Source organism: Fibrisoma limi BUZ 3 (assembly GCF_000296815.2).
Classification (GTDB): Bacteria; Bacteroidota; Bacteroidia; order Cytophagales; family Spirosomataceae; genus Fibrisoma; species Fibrisoma limi.
Genome location: NZ_CAIT01000006.1, coordinates 1,284,188 through 1,299,475, shown reverse-complemented (window position 1 = coordinate 1,299,475; position 15,288 = coordinate 1,284,188). Strand labels below are relative to the sequence as shown.

At 54.8% G+C, this 15,288-nt stretch carries 16 protein-coding genes and 1 tRNA gene; 4 read left to right on the top strand and 13 right to left on the bottom strand.

Annotated elements, in window-relative coordinates; all coding sequences use genetic code 11:
- Positions 1 to 13 precede the first annotated feature (13 nt).
- Complete coding sequence (locus BN8_RS13410) at positions 14 to 661, bottom strand: DUF4142 domain-containing protein (RefSeq protein WP_009282427.1); 648 nt, start codon at positions 659 to 661, stop codon at positions 14 to 16.
- Between the two features lie 277 nt (positions 662 to 938).
- On the opposite strand from BN8_RS13410, the gene BN8_RS13405 reads away from it, so the two are divergent.
- Positions 939 to 2,159: an acyl-CoA dehydrogenase family protein gene (locus BN8_RS13405; RefSeq protein ID WP_009282425.1), complete on the top strand. Its 1,221-nt coding sequence runs from the start codon at positions 939 to 941 to the stop codon at positions 2,157 to 2,159.
- Here the strand turns inward: BN8_RS13405 and BN8_RS13400 are convergent.
- The 9 genes from BN8_RS13400 to BN8_RS13360 all read right to left on the bottom strand — a co-directional run bounded on the left by BN8_RS13400 (position 2,152) and on the right by BN8_RS13360 (position 10,900).
- On the bottom strand, positions 2,152 to 3,138 hold the full coding sequence (locus tag BN8_RS13400) for a helix-turn-helix transcriptional regulator (protein WP_009282424.1): 987 nt from the start codon (positions 3,136 to 3,138) through the stop codon (positions 2,152 to 2,154). The genes BN8_RS13405 and BN8_RS13400 overlap by 8 nt on opposite strands.
- A gap of 30 nt (positions 3,139 to 3,168) precedes the next feature.
- Positions 3,169 to 4,668 (bottom strand): helix-turn-helix domain-containing protein, encoded by a 1,500-nt coding sequence (locus BN8_RS13395; protein WP_009282423.1) that lies wholly within the window; start codon positions 4,666 to 4,668, stop codon positions 3,169 to 3,171.
- Positions 4,669 to 4,826: 158 nt separating this feature from the next.
- A tRNA-Ser gene (locus BN8_RS13390) sits at positions 4,827 to 4,914 on the bottom strand.
- A 66-nt stretch (positions 4,915 to 4,980) separates the two neighbouring features.
- On the bottom strand, positions 4,981 to 6,051 hold the full coding sequence (locus tag BN8_RS13385) for an asparaginase (RefSeq protein WP_009282422.1): 1,071 nt from the start codon (positions 6,049 to 6,051) through the stop codon (positions 4,981 to 4,983).
- Positions 6,052 to 6,184: 133 nt separating this feature from the next.
- Complete coding sequence (locus BN8_RS13380) at positions 6,185 to 7,006, bottom strand: TatD family hydrolase (protein WP_040005795.1); 822 nt, start codon at positions 7,004 to 7,006, stop codon at positions 6,185 to 6,187.
- Positions 7,007 to 7,052: 46 nt separating this feature from the next.
- The gene (locus BN8_RS13375; RefSeq protein ID WP_009282420.1) at positions 7,053 to 8,072 is read right to left on the bottom strand and encodes a glycosyltransferase; all 1,020 of its coding nucleotides are present in this window, start codon (positions 8,070 to 8,072) and stop codon (positions 7,053 to 7,055) included.
- The gene (locus tag BN8_RS13370) at positions 8,059 to 8,706 is read right to left on the bottom strand and encodes a polysaccharide deacetylase family protein (protein ID WP_009282419.1); all 648 of its coding nucleotides are present in this window, start codon (positions 8,704 to 8,706) and stop codon (positions 8,059 to 8,061) included. Before BN8_RS13370 ends, BN8_RS13375 begins: the two co-directional genes overlap by 14 nt.
- Before the next feature lie 110 nt (positions 8,707 to 8,816).
- Positions 8,817 to 9,938, bottom strand: coding sequence for a glycosyltransferase family 2 protein (locus BN8_RS13365; RefSeq protein WP_040005794.1), 1,122 nt, complete (start codon positions 9,936 to 9,938; stop codon positions 8,817 to 8,819).
- Complete coding sequence (locus BN8_RS13360) at positions 9,935 to 10,900, bottom strand: lysylphosphatidylglycerol synthase domain-containing protein (RefSeq protein ID WP_083882497.1); 966 nt, start codon at positions 10,898 to 10,900, stop codon at positions 9,935 to 9,937. The genes BN8_RS13365 and BN8_RS13360 overlap by 4 nt, the downstream gene beginning before the upstream one ends.
- A 58-nt stretch (positions 10,901 to 10,958) precedes the next feature.
- On the opposite strand from BN8_RS13360, the gene ruvC reads away from it, so the two are divergent.
- The 3 genes from ruvC (at position 10,959) to BN8_RS13345 (ending at position 13,630) form a co-directional block, all read left to right on the top strand.
- Positions 10,959 to 11,537: a crossover junction endodeoxyribonuclease RuvC gene (gene ruvC, locus BN8_RS13355; protein ID WP_040005793.1), complete on the top strand. Its 579-nt coding sequence runs from the start codon at positions 10,959 to 10,961 to the stop codon at positions 11,535 to 11,537.
- Between the two features lie 148 nt (positions 11,538 to 11,685).
- On the top strand, positions 11,686 to 12,882 hold the full coding sequence (locus tag BN8_RS13350; RefSeq protein ID WP_009282416.1) for a sensor histidine kinase: 1,197 nt from the start codon (positions 11,686 to 11,688) through the stop codon (positions 12,880 to 12,882).
- Positions 12,854 to 13,630: a LytR/AlgR family response regulator transcription factor gene (locus tag BN8_RS13345; protein WP_009282415.1), complete on the top strand. Its 777-nt coding sequence runs from the start codon at positions 12,854 to 12,856 to the stop codon at positions 13,628 to 13,630. The genes BN8_RS13350 and BN8_RS13345 overlap by 29 nt, the downstream gene beginning before the upstream one ends.
- 84 nt (positions 13,631 to 13,714) lie before the next feature.
- On the opposite strand, the gene BN8_RS13340 is transcribed toward BN8_RS13345, so the two are convergent.
- From BN8_RS13340 to BN8_RS13330, 3 genes are all read right to left on the bottom strand, one after another.
- Positions 13,715 to 14,311 (bottom strand): DUF4136 domain-containing protein, encoded by a 597-nt coding sequence (locus BN8_RS13340; RefSeq protein WP_009282414.1) that lies wholly within the window; start codon positions 14,309 to 14,311, stop codon positions 13,715 to 13,717.
- An 80-nt stretch (positions 14,312 to 14,391) separates the two neighbouring features.
- Positions 14,392 to 14,949 (bottom strand): hypothetical protein, encoded by a 558-nt coding sequence (locus BN8_RS13335; protein WP_040005792.1) that lies wholly within the window; start codon positions 14,947 to 14,949, stop codon positions 14,392 to 14,394.
- 72 nt (positions 14,950 to 15,021) lie between these two features.
- Complete coding sequence (locus tag BN8_RS13330; RefSeq protein ID WP_009282412.1) at positions 15,022 to 15,276, bottom strand: hypothetical protein; 255 nt, start codon at positions 15,274 to 15,276, stop codon at positions 15,022 to 15,024.
- Positions 15,277 to 15,288 lie beyond the last annotated feature (12 nt).

Sequence of the window (15,288 nt, the reverse complement as noted above, 5' to 3'; positions counted from 1 at the left end):
CAGGATACGACAGTTAACGTGAGTTGCCGCTGCCCGATAGCTGGCTAAGCTCGTCACGCGACACCTGTAAGTGCGTTTTAACCAGGGGATGAGCCGCTTTGGCCAGATTTTTCAAGCTCTGATCCTTAGCGCTCGATTCCACTTTCGACATCACCTGGTCGAGTTTCTCGTGGCCGTTCACCCCGCTTTGTTGAACGTACTGACGGTCAAACTCCGCCCCCGACAGTCCCTGCATTTTCGTCAGCATAGCCTGCGCTTCGGCATCGGGCGTCGTAGGCAGCGAAACGCCTTTGGCCGAGGCAATCTCTTTCAGTTTGGCCGATAACCCCGTTTGTTCATCCACTTCGGCCTGCGCCAGCTTCCGAACGTCTTCGCTGCTGGCTTTATCAACCGCAAGCTGGCTAACCTGAAGCTGCATCATTCCGCCCATAGCAACCTGCTTCATCAAGTCCTGGTCGGCCTGCGAAAGCGGAGCATTGGTGGCGTTAACGGCCGCAACCGCCTGAGCGCCCTGCTGGTTTTTTTGGTCAAATTCAGACAGGCTGTACTTACCGATGGACGTAGTGCCGCCGGAACGCATGGCACTGTTTTGCTGGGCAAACGAAACGCCGGTGACGGATAGGGCGAGCAATGCCCCGAGTGTGATTGTGCTGGTTTTCATAGCGTTGTTTTTTGCATAAAGTGTAAAATGCAGAAATGTAACTGACTATATAGACTTAGTGTTTTATTTAAGTCGTAAAAGGGCTTTTCCGCTGTAAATTTTGTTGCTGACCGGTTCCGAAAAACGCGTAACCTGAACCTGGCTGGAGCAAATGCTCTACATTGGTCGTAGTCAAGTAGAGCTTGTGGGGCCTACTCTTTTATAGGCGTTGCCGCCCGGTCGACTGCAAAAAACGCCGATTAGGCAACAAGCCGCCATTCTTTTGAGTTGAATCCGTATGCAAGCTACAAGCCAGCCACAACGCACCAAAAGCCGGGGAAACGGCCCTGATTCGTTTGAATCGCCGGATTTTTATCAAGTGGATGACCTGCTCACTGCCGAACACAAACTGGTACGGTCGTCGATGCGCACTTTTGTCAAACGCGAAATTTCGCCCATTATCGAGGAGTATGCTCAGCGGGCAGAGTTTCCGGCGCAACTGGTGCCCAAATTCGGGCAGATCGGGGCGTTTGGGCCAACCTTACCTGTTGAGTATGGTGGAGGAAATCTGGATTATATTTCCTACGGCCTGATGATGCAGGAGATCGAGCGGGGCGATTCGGGGATGCGCTCGACCGTATCGGTGCAAAGTTCGCTGGTGATGTATCCTATTTTCTGGTACGGTTCGGAGGAGCAGAAACGCCGGTTTTTGCCTCAACTGGCCAAAGGCGAGCTGATTGGCTGCTTCGGCCTGACCGAAGCTAACCACGGCTCCAATCCCGGGGGTATGGAAACGGGGTTTATCGAGCGTAGTGATTACTTTTTGCTCAACGGCTCGAAGATGTGGATCACTCACGCGCCCATCGCCGATATTGCTATCGTGTGGGCCAAAAATGAACAGGGAAAAATCCGGGGCCTGATTGTGGAGCGGGGCATGGAAGGCTTCAGCACCGCCAAAATTGAACAGAAGTGGTCGTTGCGGGCCAGCGCCACCGGTGAGTTGATTTTCCAGGACGTAAAAGTGCCGAAGGAAAACCTGCTGCCCGAAGCATTTGGGTTGAAGAGCGCTTTATCTTGCCTTGATCAGGCTCGTTACGGCATCGCCTGGGGGGCGCTCGGAGCGGCCATGGACTGTTACGAAACGGCGCGTCGCTACGCGCTGGAGCGGATTCAGTTCGATAAGCCGATTGCCTCTTACCAACTGGTGCAGAAGAAACTGGCCGAAATGCTGACCGATATTACGCTCGCTCAGCTACTGTGCTGGCGGCTCGGAACGCTCAAAAACGAAGACAAAGCTACTTCGGCGCAAATCTCAATGGCCAAACGAAACAACGTAGAGGTAGCTTTGCGGGTCGCCCGCGAAGCCCGTCAGGTACTCGGGGGCATGGGCATTACCGGCGATTACCCCATTATGCGCCATCTGATGAACCTCGAATCGGTGGTTACGTACGAAGGTACGCACGACATCCATCTGCTGATTCTGGGGCAGGATATTACCGGCATTCCGGCGTTTAAGTAGCAGATCGGTCGTCGGCTAGGTGCCAGGCTGGTTCGCCCAGGTAATGATCGCGCAGTTCGGCGGCTAGTTCCTGCATCATCGTTTGGAGCGATTCGGGACTTTCGACCGTTACGGAATCACCGTAGGAAATCAGCCAGCGGCTGAGTCCCTGCAAATACGGCGTCCGAAAATGCATCCGAACCGTATCGCCCAGGTCTTCTTCGGCGTAGAATCCGAAGTTGTAGCGGTGTTCCTGAATGAACCGGGCGGCTTTCTTGCGGAACAGCACCGTCGCTTCTTTGGGCTTCGGCTGGGTGGTGGCAATGCGGTCGAGGTATTCCTGCAGCGATAGCCGTTCCTGCCGCGTGAATCGCTGGCTGGTATTCGTTAGCTGCCGGATGCGATCCACCCGAAAATCGCGGTAATCGTGGCGGCTTCTGCAGAAAGCGATCAGATGCCAGCCCGAGCCGTAGTGATACAGGCCGAGGGGCTCCACCTGCCGCTGCGAAACAACATCGTTGTAGTTGGAATGATAATCGATCAGCAAAACGTACTGATCAACCACGGCCTGTTGGAGTTGGGTTAGCAACTCAGTAGCGTAGGGTAATTGGGTTAACGGGCCGGATACGTCGAGGTGCGGTTCCAGATCGGCAATGTGTTCCTGGTCCACCCGCTTCAGCACCGACTTGATTTTGTATAACGCCGACTCAAATTCCGCCCGCACCGACTGATCCGTCCACTTCTGAATCAGCTTAGCGCCGAACAGCAACGCGCTGACTTCGGCCTTTGTGAACATAACCGGCGGCAGGTGATAACCTTCCAGAAAATAGCCAACACCGGCTTCGGCACCGATAGGTACACCCGCTTCTTCCAGCGCCCTGACGTCGCGGTAGACGGTCCGCAGGCTTATATTAAAGCGATCGGCCAGTTCCTGCGCCCGGACAACCCGTTTGGTTTGCAGGTGAATCAGGATGGCGGTTAAGCGGTCGATGCGGTTCATGAGTCGGTTTGAGGGTTGAGTAAATAAAGGCTACCGTAGCTTTTCAACGGCTTTCTTCATGTCCTGATACTGTCGTTTCTTTTGCAGCACCCGGGGAGCGGCCACGCGCTCGCGGCAGTCGAAAATGCCGCAGCGTTCGCAGGCTTCATTAACGACCCGGAATGGAATGGCCTCGCTGGGAGTTTGCAGAAAACGAAGTTTACGTTTCAACGTGTCATTCACAGCAAAACACATAGACACGCTCATGTTCTGGCGGGCCACGGTGGGCTGATTCTGCGGCTGGAACGGATGCGCCACCGAAATAATCAGATACGTCTGCCCCGAATCAGCGTACTGGGATAGTTGCACCCGGCACAGTGCCCCCTCAAACTGCTTCTGATTTTGCAGGAACGTCAGCTCCTGCAGGCTGGTCAGAGCGACCCAGCGCCGGCAGAAATGCTCATCAACCATACCCCGGGGACCCTGCTGACGCGACAGATGCATCTCTTTGGTCAGGTCGAACCGACTCTGGCCCGCTACGTTGTTGAAGCGGTAAAAAAACAACTGATCGATGCCGAAGTGGCTGGGTAACAGGTTGCTGAGTCGATAGAAAAACTGCTCGGGTGTAGCTCCGAAGTCGGTGATAAGCTGTAAAAAAGCGTCGCTGCTCCACGTCTCCTGTCCGAATAGCTCGTTGAGCCGGGCTATCAGGGCATCCCGCTGAATCAGAATGGCACTGGCAAAATAAGAGGCCTTGTAGTTGTTCAGAATCTGCTCAAACGATTCGGCTTCCACCCACGAGTACGTCATTGGCCGACTCTTCAGAGCCAGGTACTGGAAGCCTACTTCCCGCGCCAGGGTAAAGAGCCGTTGCTGCGCTGAAAGGCCAGCGTTTAGGTAGAGGGTCCGGCTTTCCGGGCGAAAGATCGACCGTAGCAAGTCCAGATCGGGTTGGGTGAGCGGGTCAAAATAGGCCAGCCGGATGTCGTAGCGGGTTTTGAGCAGGTTCGTCAGCAGGGCTTCAGTAACGGGTTGCTGCTGGGTCGTAAATTCGGCCAGAAAGCGGTCGGCTTCGGCTTCGATGTCGGGAAAATAATTATCGTGCATCTCCTGGTACGACCGGAGCATAGCCAGGTACAGCCGCTCGACGCTCATGTTGTAGCTCAGCGCAATATCCATGAACGTCCGGATCATGGCGCTGACCTTGGCCGGGGCTTCGGCCAGCAGTTCGAGCAGATCCGATGGGTCAATGCCGAAGAGTTCGAGCGGTACTTCGGTCAGGAACTTCGAGCGCAGCAGGTCCGAAATCGGCTCGAGTTTCTTGTTGAGTTTCAATGATACCAGCGTGTCGTAATCGACCTCGATGGCGTTGGCCAGCGCCGAGATTTTGTCGGCTTTTGGGTACTTGCGTCCCTTCTCGATCTCGTTTAGGTACGACACGGACAAGCCCGACTGCTGGGCCAGTTCGCTGAGGGAGACCCCTTTGTCGAGACGGAGTTGGCGCAGTTTAAGGCCAAAAAGCAGGCGAATATGATCGGCAGGAAGGTTCACGTTTAGTGTAAGCGTTCGTCAATGAAAATGAAAGCTAACAAAAAAGCCTCGTCAGAACAAGGTTGACAAGGCTTTTGAAAAACAGTACGTCAGCGGCACAAAGGGGTTCAATCTTGGTGATGCCTCTGAAGTTCAGACGTATACACGTTTGGCTTTCGCAGAGAGGAAGGGATTCGAACCCTCGATACGCTTTAGGCGCATACACACTTTCCAGGCGTGCTCCTTCAACCACTCGGACACCTCTCTGTATAATCGGGTCACAAAAATGCAGGTTTTGGCGCAATAAAGCAACCGGAGTCCGTAGACGTGCTGTTATTCGCTCATCTCGCCACTCAGGGAAGTTGCCAGCAACGTACTGATTCGCCGGGCGTCGGATTCGCGACCCAGCAAAATCATCAGCTTCGTAATGGCGGCTTCGGTGGTAATGTCCGCACCACTCACGACCCCGATCTGATCAAGCAGTTTACTGGTCTGGTAACGGCCCTGCGTAACGCGGCCACCTTCGCACTGCGATACGTTGAAAATCATGACGCCCCGGTCGATGGCGGCTTTCAACGCATCCAGAAACCAACTATCAGTAGGGGCGTTGCCAGCACCGAACGTTTCCAGCACCACACCCCGCAGATTGGGAATACCCAGGATGGATTCGACCACCTGCTGGGTTATGCCGGGAAACAGTTTAAGGATTGTGACGTTTGGATCGATCGACGTGCGCACCGTGAGAGGCTGGCCGACCTGGAACGGCCGGATAAACGGGTAATTGTAGTCAATGCTGACGCCCGCCGTGGCCAGGTGCGGGTAATTCTCGGAATGGAACGCGTTGAACTGTACACTTTCCTGTTTAGTAGCCCGGTTGCCCCGCAGTAGCATGGAGTTGAAATAAATGCAGACCTCCGGCACAATCGGCCGACCATCCTGCTGAGCAGCCGCAATTTCGAGCGCCGTAATGAAGTTTTCGCGGGCATCGGTGCGGGCCACGCCGATAGGCAACTGCGCTCCCGTCAGAATAACGGGCTTGTTCAGCCCGCCGAGCATGAAACTCAACGCCGACGCCGTGTAGGCCATCGTGTCGGTGCCGTGCAGAATAACGAAACTGTCGTACTGATCGTAGTTTTTTTCGATAATGCGGGTCAGTTCGATCCAGACGGTGGGCTTCATGTTCGACGAATCGAGAATTTCGCCCAGGGTAATGAGCGTAATCTCAAAATCGAGCCGGTGGATCTCCGGTACGCGGTCCAGCACCTGTTCAAAATCGAACGGGACAAGTTGACCAGACTTCTGATTGTAGACCATGCCGAGGGTGCCGCCGGTATAAATAACGAGCACTGACACGCGCGGTTTATTGGGTAACGCAGGGTTTATTCGAACGGTTTTGTAGGGCATCGTCGTGAAGTGAGCCGCAAAAGTAGAGCTTTGTTGGCCACAGAGTACGCAGATTACACAGATTGTTTACTACCCCAACATTGGGGTAATAGGTCTTAAAAATAGTTTGTGTGCTTTTTCGCCCCAAACTCCTCTACTCCGGCAACAAATTGGCGTACAGGGCCGGAAGCAGCGCCTGCGCATTGGCGGTGGTGTGCCGCGCTACGTCCTCAATGTTGATTTGCATCAGGTCGGCCACGCGCTGGGCGATAATCCGGATGTAGGCGGGTTCGTTACGCTTGCCCCGGTACGGTACGGGAGCCAGATACGGACTATCGGTCTCCAGTACGATATCGTCGAGACTGATATGGGGCAGTACCTTGTCCAGACCGCCGTTCTTAAACGTAGCGACGCCACCAATGCCGAGCTTGAAGCCTAGATCAATCGCCCGTCGGGCTTCGTCGAGCGTACCGACAAAGCAGTGAAAAACGCCCGTTAGTCCCGGCAACGCCAGGTGTTCGATCACGTCGGCGGCTTCGGCGAAGGCATTACGGCCACCGTGGCTCCGATCGTTGCCGGATCGCGTATGCATCGAAACGGGCAACTGCTGTTCGGCGGCCCAGCGTAACTGCGTCCGAAAAGCCTCGAACTGCTGGTCTACAAAGGTCATGTCCCAGTAGAAATCCAGGCCAATTTCGCCGACGGCCATGAAAGCATTACGGTTCAACTGGTCTTCAACGGCCGCCAGTTCAACCTCGAACGTATTATTTACATACGTAGGGTGCAGGCCCATCATCGGCAGGCAGCGCTCGGGATAGCGTTCGGCCAGGGCCATCATGCCCGCTACGGTCTCCTGAGCGCAGTTCGGCATCCAGATCTGACTGATCTGTGCGGCCTCGGCACGTTCGAGCATCGCGTCGCGGTCCTGATCAAACTGCTCGTCGTAGATGTGGGCGTGGGTGTCAATTAATAGCATGTTGTCGGAATTTGGATGGAGGACTGTGGATGTTAGCATCTACCGTCTATTTATATCCTCTGTCTTTCCAGTTAATTCGGGTCGGGAGCCAGTAATACGCAACCGACAGCGGCCCGATTATGAGTTGATACAACTCAAACAGTACCGCATACGGCCATAACCGTCGGGCGGGCGGGTTCGTTTGATACAGGAGGTATAATCCGTAAAAAATTGTGGCTGTCTGTGCGCCAAACCGTAGCAGGTAAAGGCCAAACGCCAGCGCAGGCGCAACCAGAGCCAGCAGAAGCAGCAGCGGTCCGGCGAGGTATTGGACGTACAACGAAACCACCATCCAGAACGGAAGTGCCGACGCCCCGCGCATCCAGCGTTTGCGCTGCTGTAGCCATTCGCTAAGCGTATCGACGGGTTGCGTATAAGCCAGCACCTCGGCATCCAGCCGGTTCCGGAACCCGTAGCCCTGCTTCACGATAGCCCTGAATAACGTATAGTCCTCTGTTACCGAGAATGGCAGGGCTTCATAGCCGCCCACGGCCGAGTAAGCTGCCCGTAATACGGCCATGTTGTTGCCCATAGCCGTTACCGGAATTCCCAGACTACTGACCAGATGGGTCAGGGTCAGGTTGTACAGCCAGTCGATGGTCTGGAGGTGATGAAACGACCGATGGCCCCGTGGCAGCGTAACACCCGTAACGACCCCCAAACCGGGCTCTGCCAGTGACGACAGCATGGCCGTTGTCCACCCAGCGGGTACCTGGGTGTCGGCATCTGTAAAGAACAGATACCGGCCGCGGGCGTGATGGGCCAGTTGCGCCAGTACGTTGGCTTTACCCATCAGGCCCGCTGTTGAGGGGGCGATGGTAAAAAGCCGAAACGGCAGATGGTTATCGACGAACGTAGCGGCTACCTCGCCCGTCCGGTCGGTCGACTGGTCATTGCCGATCAGCACCTCATACGGGGCCGACGTGGCATCCTGACATGAAACAGCCCGCAACGAAGCCGTAAGTGTAGCTTCCTCGTTGCGGGCGGCAATAAGAATACTGACGACAGGTTGTTCAGAATCCTGCATAAACAGGCTGGGGGACGGCCCGGAACGAGTAACCCCGCTCGGCAAAATAGGCCAGCGTCCGGGGCAGTACGTACCGCATGGTCGGCCAGGCTTTCAGACTATCATGAAACACGACAATGGAGCCCGGTTCGGTGTATTGCAGGGTTTTTCGCAGACACACCTCGGGCGACAACGTCTGGTCAAAATCGCCGGTCAGTACGTCCCACATCACCACCGCGTGCGTATCGAGCAGCGCAGCCGCCTGGCTTTTCTTGATGCGTCCGTAGGGTGGGCGAAACAACCCGGTGTCGAAGCCGATCTGTTCCTGACACAGTTGGATATTTTCGAGATACAGCTCATCCTCGGTTTTCCAGCCATTCAGGTGGTTGAAGGTATGATTGCCGATCATGTGCCCCGCTTCGATAACGTAGTAAAAGACGTCGTGGTGTTTGCGGACGTTATCGCCGATGCAGAAAAATGTGGCCTGAGCCGCGTATTTGTCGAGCTGTTCCAGCACAAACTCCGTTACGTCGGGGATTGGGCCGTCATCAAACGTCAGGTAGATCGTTGGCTCAGTGTCATCATCGACCTTCCACCAGAACTCCGGATACACCGTACGGAGCAGGAAATTGGCTTTATGCAGAAAAAAAGACAAGGTATTTTCCGTTTACGGTCTATAGTCTGCGGTTTACTGGTTACGGTTGTCCGGGCTTCTCCAGGGCAGCCCTAAACCATATGCCGAATACCGAAAACTGGAAGACCTGGTTACGTAAGGTCCCGGCCTTTCCACCGGTACCCTTTGCCCTGGGCGGCTAGTCCGAACAGAATAACGTAGAACGGATAGATAAGCTGCGTCAGGGGTATTAGTTTGACTGATGAATTTTTTTGTAAAAAAACAAGAACCGACCGTAAAAACAAAAATTCTGGAACAACCTTACTCAGCAGGACGAAAAGCAGGGTTTGCGAACTGAATTCGCCGACCAGCCAACCGCCCAGGGCCACTACGGGAGCCGCGTTTGCCATGAAAATAAAGATGGCCAGTAAAGTCGGAAGCCAGCTTGTATAGGCCCGCCATTTACTCGCCCAGCGTTTGCGTTGCTGGTAGAAAGCCCGCAACGATTGATGAGCTTCTGTCGTCACGATGGCGTCCCGGTTTTTAACGAACCGAATACTCCCCGGAAATCGCTCGGCAACCTTGTGCATCAGAAACTCATCGTCGCCCGATGCCAGATGATCGACCCCCGAAAAACCGCCAACTTGTTCGAAAACGCGTTTCTGGTAACAAAGGTTTGCCCCATTACACATCGTTGGCCGACCGAGCGCCAGCGTACAAGCTCCCGAACCAATCAGACTCGCAAACTCGACTATTTGTAAGGACGCAAAAACGGACGAATCCGTTGCAAACGTTACGGGGCCAATCAACATCGTAGCGCCGGTTTCCTGATAAAATGCCGCCAGCGTTTCCAGCCAGCGTGGTCCAACTCGGCAGTCGCCATCGGTCGTAACGATTAGTTCGCCGTCAGCGTTGGCGATGCTTTGCGTGATGGCCCGCTTCTTGGGTGAGGCCGTTCGTTCGTTGGAGAGGGGTAGAGGATGCAGCACGAACGATGCCTGCCGGGCCCGTTCGCGGGCGATGGCGAGGGTGTCGTCCGTCGATGAATCGTCGGCAACGATCACGTCGAAGTTGCGGTACGTTTGCCGTTCCAGGTCGTCGAGGAGCAGCGGCAGGTTTTCAGCTTCGTTGCGAACGGGAATGATGACAGTTATGCGCGGGCCGGTACCTGCGGGTATCGCTGGTCGTACGTAGGGTATCCGCCACCACGTAAGCCAGAGTAGTAACGTAAATGAAGCGTATAGCAGGCTGATGGTCAGCAGTAGTATAGTCATGAGGATGCAAGTTTCAGCCGCCATACATACAGCAGACCGGCCAGAACCGGGAGCAATACGTTGGCCAGCCAGAGCGTCAGCGTGATGGTCAGCAGGAGGGATGTCGGCGTACCCGTGGGTGCAAAGACCCAGAGTGAAGCGGCTTCCCGTACGCCGAGGTCGCTGAGCAGGTTAAAAGCCGGGGTGATGGTTTTAGCCAGAAAGACCAGGCCGATTCCGGCCGCTGCCGTAGCCGCCGGAAGTACCACCCCCAGCAGCCGCATGGCCACGTAGAACTGGAGTGAAAAAACCAGGTAGCGGAGGGTAGCCGCAGCCAGGGCCAGACCGATGTCGCGGTTGCTGTATTGACCAATCACCGACCAGTACGTCGACCATCGGTTGAGCCGTGGCCACTGTACCGACCAGCGAATCAGTCGCCGGTACGTCAGGCCAAAAAGAACACCGCTCAGCGACAGACTGGAAAACAGCAGGAGGAGCCAGCGGCCAGCCGGCGTGTCACGTTCGGGTACGGTTTGCAGGTGATAACCCCAGGCCAGGGTGCCACAGACAAGCGCTACGTAGAACTGCATCCCGCCCGATACCAGCGATGCCCCAATGGCGGCCCCCCGCTTGCCCGTTCGCAGGGATAGCACCCGCCCGGCCGTATCGCCTAACTGCGCCGGTAGCACAAACCCCAGCGACAATCCGGCCAGCACGCCCTGGTATGCACCCCGGAAACTGATCGGCTCCACACGCCGGACCAGAATCTGCCACTTCAGGGCTTCAAATCCCCAGTTGACGGGGGTAAGGAGCAGCAGCCCGGCGACCCACCAGCCCGGTTGGCTGACCTGATGCCACTGGTTTCGAACGGTCGATAGATCGAAGGGTTGCCGGCGCAATACGTAGCCAATGTAGATGAGAATACCCGCAAAAACGGCTATTTTAATCCAAAAGACGATTTTTTGTGACAACAGTAGCTGCAAAACGTGGCGGAACTCGTTACTTTGCAAAAAGCCCCAACGCCCTAGTATGACTGCATCCATGCAAAATCCCGTTGCCGTAGCCGAGAAAATCATTCTGGGCGTGGACCCTGGCACGCAGGTGGCCGGGTATGGCATCATTGCCGTGCAGGCGGGCGTCATGCGGATGATGCAGTACGGCGTGGTTCAACTGAGCAAATATAGCACCTACCAGCTAAAGCTCCAGAAACTGCACGATACCATTCTGCGGCTCATCGACGAGTATAAACCCGACGAGATGGCCATTGAAGATCCCTTTTTCGGGAAGAACGTACAGGCGATGCTGAAGCTGGGCCGGGCGCAGGGCGTGGTGATGGCGGCTGCGCTCTCGCGGAACATCCCGATTGTTGAATATGCACCCCGGCGGGTGAAGCAGTCCGTTACGGGCAACGGCAATGCGTCCAAAGACCAGGTGTCGCACATGGTGGGCCATCTGCTGAAGGCTGACTTGAACCCCGCATTTTTCGACGCCACCGATGCGCTGGCGATTGCGGTGTGCCACCATTTTCACGAGAATGCCATTCCGCTCGTGTCAAGCAAGAAGAGTAAAAAAGGGGCCTGGTCGGCCTTCGTCAACGAAAACCCGAACCGGACTCTATAATACCCTTCCAAAACTCCGCTTTTACAACTGCTGGAACCGTTCAAAGGGCTGGTTCGTGCGTTGACACGGTAATTCAGCAAACCCACATAGTTTTGGCTGACATCCGTGAGGCAACGTGCTATGTTTGCCCCCATTCGGTAGTTTACCTATGCGTTTTGTTGATCGGTTGCTCCATCAGTCCGGTATTCCGCTGACTCGTCGCCAGTTCTGGCAGTATGCAGCTGTGTACTGGGGCTTCTTCGGCATCATTAGTTACTGGCAGTCCACGATGGTGTGGTGGATTACGCCCAACAGCCGGATGTACTACGTCGAATCGCTGGTGTGGCTGCTCCAACTGCTGTACTGGTGGGGCGCTACTCCGCTCATTATCTGGCTCGCCCAGCGTTATTCATTTCATAACCTGCACCGATTGGGGGGCTTGCTTAAGCCCGTGGCCGTTCATTTTTTTGCCCTGTCAGTCCTCAGCTTTATTCAGTTTGCGCTGGTGTACGTACTGACCAATCCGGCGTATCTGTACGAAAGTGGGCAAGCCATTACGATCCGGAGTATGTTGGTCGCGTTCTTTTTCAACTTCTCTAATTCGTTTGCTCAGTATCTCCTGCTGGTAGCTGGATACAGTATCATCGCTTACATTTATCGGTTTCAGGTGCTCAGCCAGCGGCACCTCCAGACCGAACTGGCTAACGAGCAGCTTAAATCGCAGTTGAGTAATGCGCAGCTCCAGGCCCTGAAAATGCAGTTGAACCCTCACTTTCTGTTCAATACGCTGCATACCATCGTGAGCCTGATGGTACGTAACCAACCGCGGCTGGCCATCGATATGGTAACGGCACTCAGTGATCTACTGCGCGGGGTGCTGGCGCATCAACACGAAAACTTCCTGTCTTTTAAGCAGGAACTGCAACTAACCCAGCAGTATCTGGCGATTCAGCAGATCCGGTTTCGGGATCGGCTGGTCATTGAATACGCTATTGAGCCAGCCGTAGAGCCTTGTCTGGTTCCCTCGCTGATTCTGCAACCACTGGTCGAAAATGCCATCACACACGGGATTGCCGACCTGACTACGGATGCCCTGATTCGCATTACGGCCCGGGAACAGGATGGGCAACTGTTCATTTCGGTCTTTGACAATGGCTGGGGAATTGTCCGTTCATCAACCCGCAAGGGTGGCGGATTGGGGCTTTCCAATACGCTGTCGCGTCTGCAACAGGCCTACGGCGATGCCGGTCAGTTGCGTTTTGACCAGCCCCATACCGGCACAACAACGGTAACGATCATGTTGCCATTAACTGTTCAGAAGCCCTTTCTTCAATCGTATGACACCGTATCGAACCCTGTTAATTGACGACGAACTATCGGCCCGTGAGGTCTTGCAGGTATACCTGCAGGCCGAACCGTCTGTTGTGGTCACCGGCGAAGCCGCCAACGGCACCGAAGCCGTCCGAATGATTCTGCAACAACGCCCTGATCTGATCTTTCTGGATATTCAGATGCCCGAACTGGACGGCTTTGACGTACTGCGCGAAATCTGGGCTTATCACAAACCTGTGGTGGTGTTCACTACGGCCTACGATCAGTATGCCCTGAAAGCCTTCGAGGTGAATGCAGTTGACTACCTGCTGAAGCCGTTCAATGACCTACGCTTCTATCAGGCTCTGGAACGCGCCAAGGAGTGGCTTCGTCGGCAAAGCCAACCCTCGGTTGATGCCTTGCTTGGCCAGTTGAATACGGTGGCAGTGCCGGCTGATTCAGCCGCCTACCTACGCCGGATGCTGGTCAAGGAGAACGGGCGGATGTTCTTTGTCGATACGGGCGAGATTCGGTACTTCGATGCCGAGGGCAACTACATTACGCTGCATACCAGCCGCAACCGCTACACGATCTACGACAGTCTGACAAACCTTGAAACGCAGCTCGATCCTCTCGATTTCGTGCGGATACACCGGTCGTATATCATCAACGTCAATTACATTAAAGAAGTGGAAACGCACTACAACGGCGACTACGTAGTCCGGCTGCAATCGGGCGAAGTGCTCAAATGGACGCGCAATTACCGCGACAATCTGAAGGCCTTTTACGGGAAAAGCCGGTAGCTTTCTGGCAGGCCGCCATCACATATCCTGCCTGTATGATAGAACCGGGCGGCAATGCAGATAAGCCGCCCGGTTCTATGGGCATTACCCGTTTTGTGGTCGAACGGGGTAGTCTTTCATAACCTTATGAATGCCTTTGGCTACGTCCTTCTCCAGACGGGCCGGGTCTGATACGTTGCCTGCAATAACTCCCCGCCAGATGAGCTGTCTGGTATGGGCGTCTGCTACGTCGACGATTAACGTACCTTCAGTATACTGAACCGTGCGGATGTTATTATTCCAGGCATAGGGCCAGTTGCCAAAGCCATACGGGTAGTATCGCCAGCCTGCCCGGAACCCAAACGGGTAATACATCGGTACCGGACTGTAGGTATTGTACGAATCGCTTTTCTTTTCCGTGTAGGTATGGAAGCCCACCAGCAGATCTGGATTCTCGGGATTCATGGTTAATCCGCGTTTCGTCAGTTCGTCGCTCAGGCTGGTCTCAATGTTCCGGGTGATCAGTCCGCTTTTGTAAACCGGATTGCTGCCAACCTGGATGTCGGGGGTGGACCAGGCAAAGGTTTTGTACTGGTTGAAGTTAATGGACTTATCGTAGTCGGTAGAAACCTGAGCCCAGGAGGTCAGGTGGCACAGGCTCATTATCCCGATGAGCAGCGCCAGGTTGAATCGTGTTTTCATACGTTTGAAGGTGAGTTAATAACCTGGTGAAAGGGCTCAGGTTGAGCTGTTATTGGAAAACGCCTGAGCCCGTCGTTCGCCTATATGCTGTGGTTGTTAGCGGGGCGCCGTATCGTTCCGTTTTCGTCCAGCTCTACGTGCCTGCGTGCTTTGCCGTTGGCAAGCTCGACCCGGTATACAGCCGAATAGGACTTGTTGAATCTGACCAGCTCCCGGTCGTCAACGACCGTCCAGCCCGGAAACCGGGCACGTAGCACCTGGGCCAGCTCATCGGGGAGCGGAGCGTGAAGAATGACCTGGCGGTAGCTGAGCAGATTCCCCGCCTTGTCGTAGTAAGCCTGGTAGTTCATGTCCTTACCGGAGGCTGCTACCTCGTAGAAATCCATAACAGCGTTGTCGCTGGGGCGATTTTGTTCAATAACCGCCCACTGTTTTCCGCGCAGGGCAACCGGTAAAGACGCAACCTGCCTTACCACCGGAGATGGAATACTGTGGCTGATCGATGTCATTACCTGTTGGGGCGTTTCTCCTTTTTTGGCCTGGAGAATGGCGATGGTTTCATTTTCAATTGAGCTTTGTGCCCACGCGGTCCCTGATGCCAGACCCACCAGCATCAGTACCCATTTTACTGTTTTCATAGCCGAGTTAATTAGAAAAGAATTAATCTGAGAAACGTATGTGCTTTTGAACCTGTCAATTGAGCCCTACGGCTACTGGATTGGCTTAGCCGGTTCGGTGGCAATGAACAGACCATCATTGCCAAATACGGCCACTACGGGTTTGCCACCCTGGGTGAAGTGAGCGTAAGAGTAGTCGCTGTTATGCGACCAACTGACAGAAGCGACCTGCCCAAATTTGGTGGTAAAGGCTCGTTTGACGGTATCGTTAGGCGCACCTCCTGACATACAGCCCGTGAGCCAAAGACCTAGTAACAGCGTTGCGGCTGCTGATTTACGTGCTTTCATCGTCGGGATTCG

Excerpts from the sequence above, each read along its gene's own strand:
- BN8_RS13400 (WP_009282424.1), bottom strand. The coding sequence starts at position 3,138 with ATGAACCGCATCGACCGCTTAACCGCCATCCTGATTCACCTGCAAACC.
- BN8_RS13385 (WP_009282422.1), bottom strand. The coding sequence starts at position 6,051 with ATGCCCTACAAAACCGTTCGAATAAACCCTGCGTTACCCAATAAACCG.
- ruvC (WP_040005793.1), top strand. The coding sequence starts at position 10,959 with ATGCAAAATCCCGTTGCCGTAGCCGAGAAAATCATTCTGGGCGTGGAC.
- BN8_RS13335 (WP_040005792.1), bottom strand. The coding sequence starts at position 14,949 with ATGAAAACAGTAAAATGGGTACTGATGCTGGTGGGTCTGGCATCAGGG.
- BN8_RS13350 (WP_009282416.1), top strand. The coding sequence starts at position 11,686 with ATGCGTTTTGTTGATCGGTTGCTCCATCAGTCCGGTATTCCGCTGACT.
- BN8_RS13405 (WP_009282425.1), top strand. The coding sequence starts at position 939 with ATGCAAGCTACAAGCCAGCCACAACGCACCAAAAGCCGGGGAAACGGC.
- BN8_RS13375 (WP_009282420.1), bottom strand. The coding sequence starts at position 8,072 with ATGCAGGATTCTGAACAACCTGTCGTCAGTATTCTTATTGCCGCCCGC.
- BN8_RS13330 (WP_009282412.1), bottom strand. The coding sequence starts at position 15,276 with ATGAAAGCACGTAAATCAGCAGCCGCAACGCTGTTACTAGGTCTTTGG.
- BN8_RS13345 (WP_009282415.1), top strand. The coding sequence starts at position 12,854 with ATGACACCGTATCGAACCCTGTTAATTGACGACGAACTATCGGCCCGT.
- BN8_RS13380 (WP_040005795.1), bottom strand. The coding sequence starts at position 7,006 with ATGCTATTAATTGACACCCACGCCCACATCTACGACGAGCAGTTTGAT.
- BN8_RS13410 (WP_009282427.1), bottom strand. The coding sequence starts at position 661 with ATGAAAACCAGCACAATCACACTCGGGGCATTGCTCGCCCTATCCGTC.
- BN8_RS13365 (WP_040005794.1), bottom strand. The coding sequence starts at position 9,938 with ATGACTATACTACTGCTGACCATCAGCCTGCTATACGCTTCATTTACG.
- BN8_RS13340 (WP_009282414.1), bottom strand. The coding sequence starts at position 14,311 with ATGAAAACACGATTCAACCTGGCGCTGCTCATCGGGATAATGAGCCTG.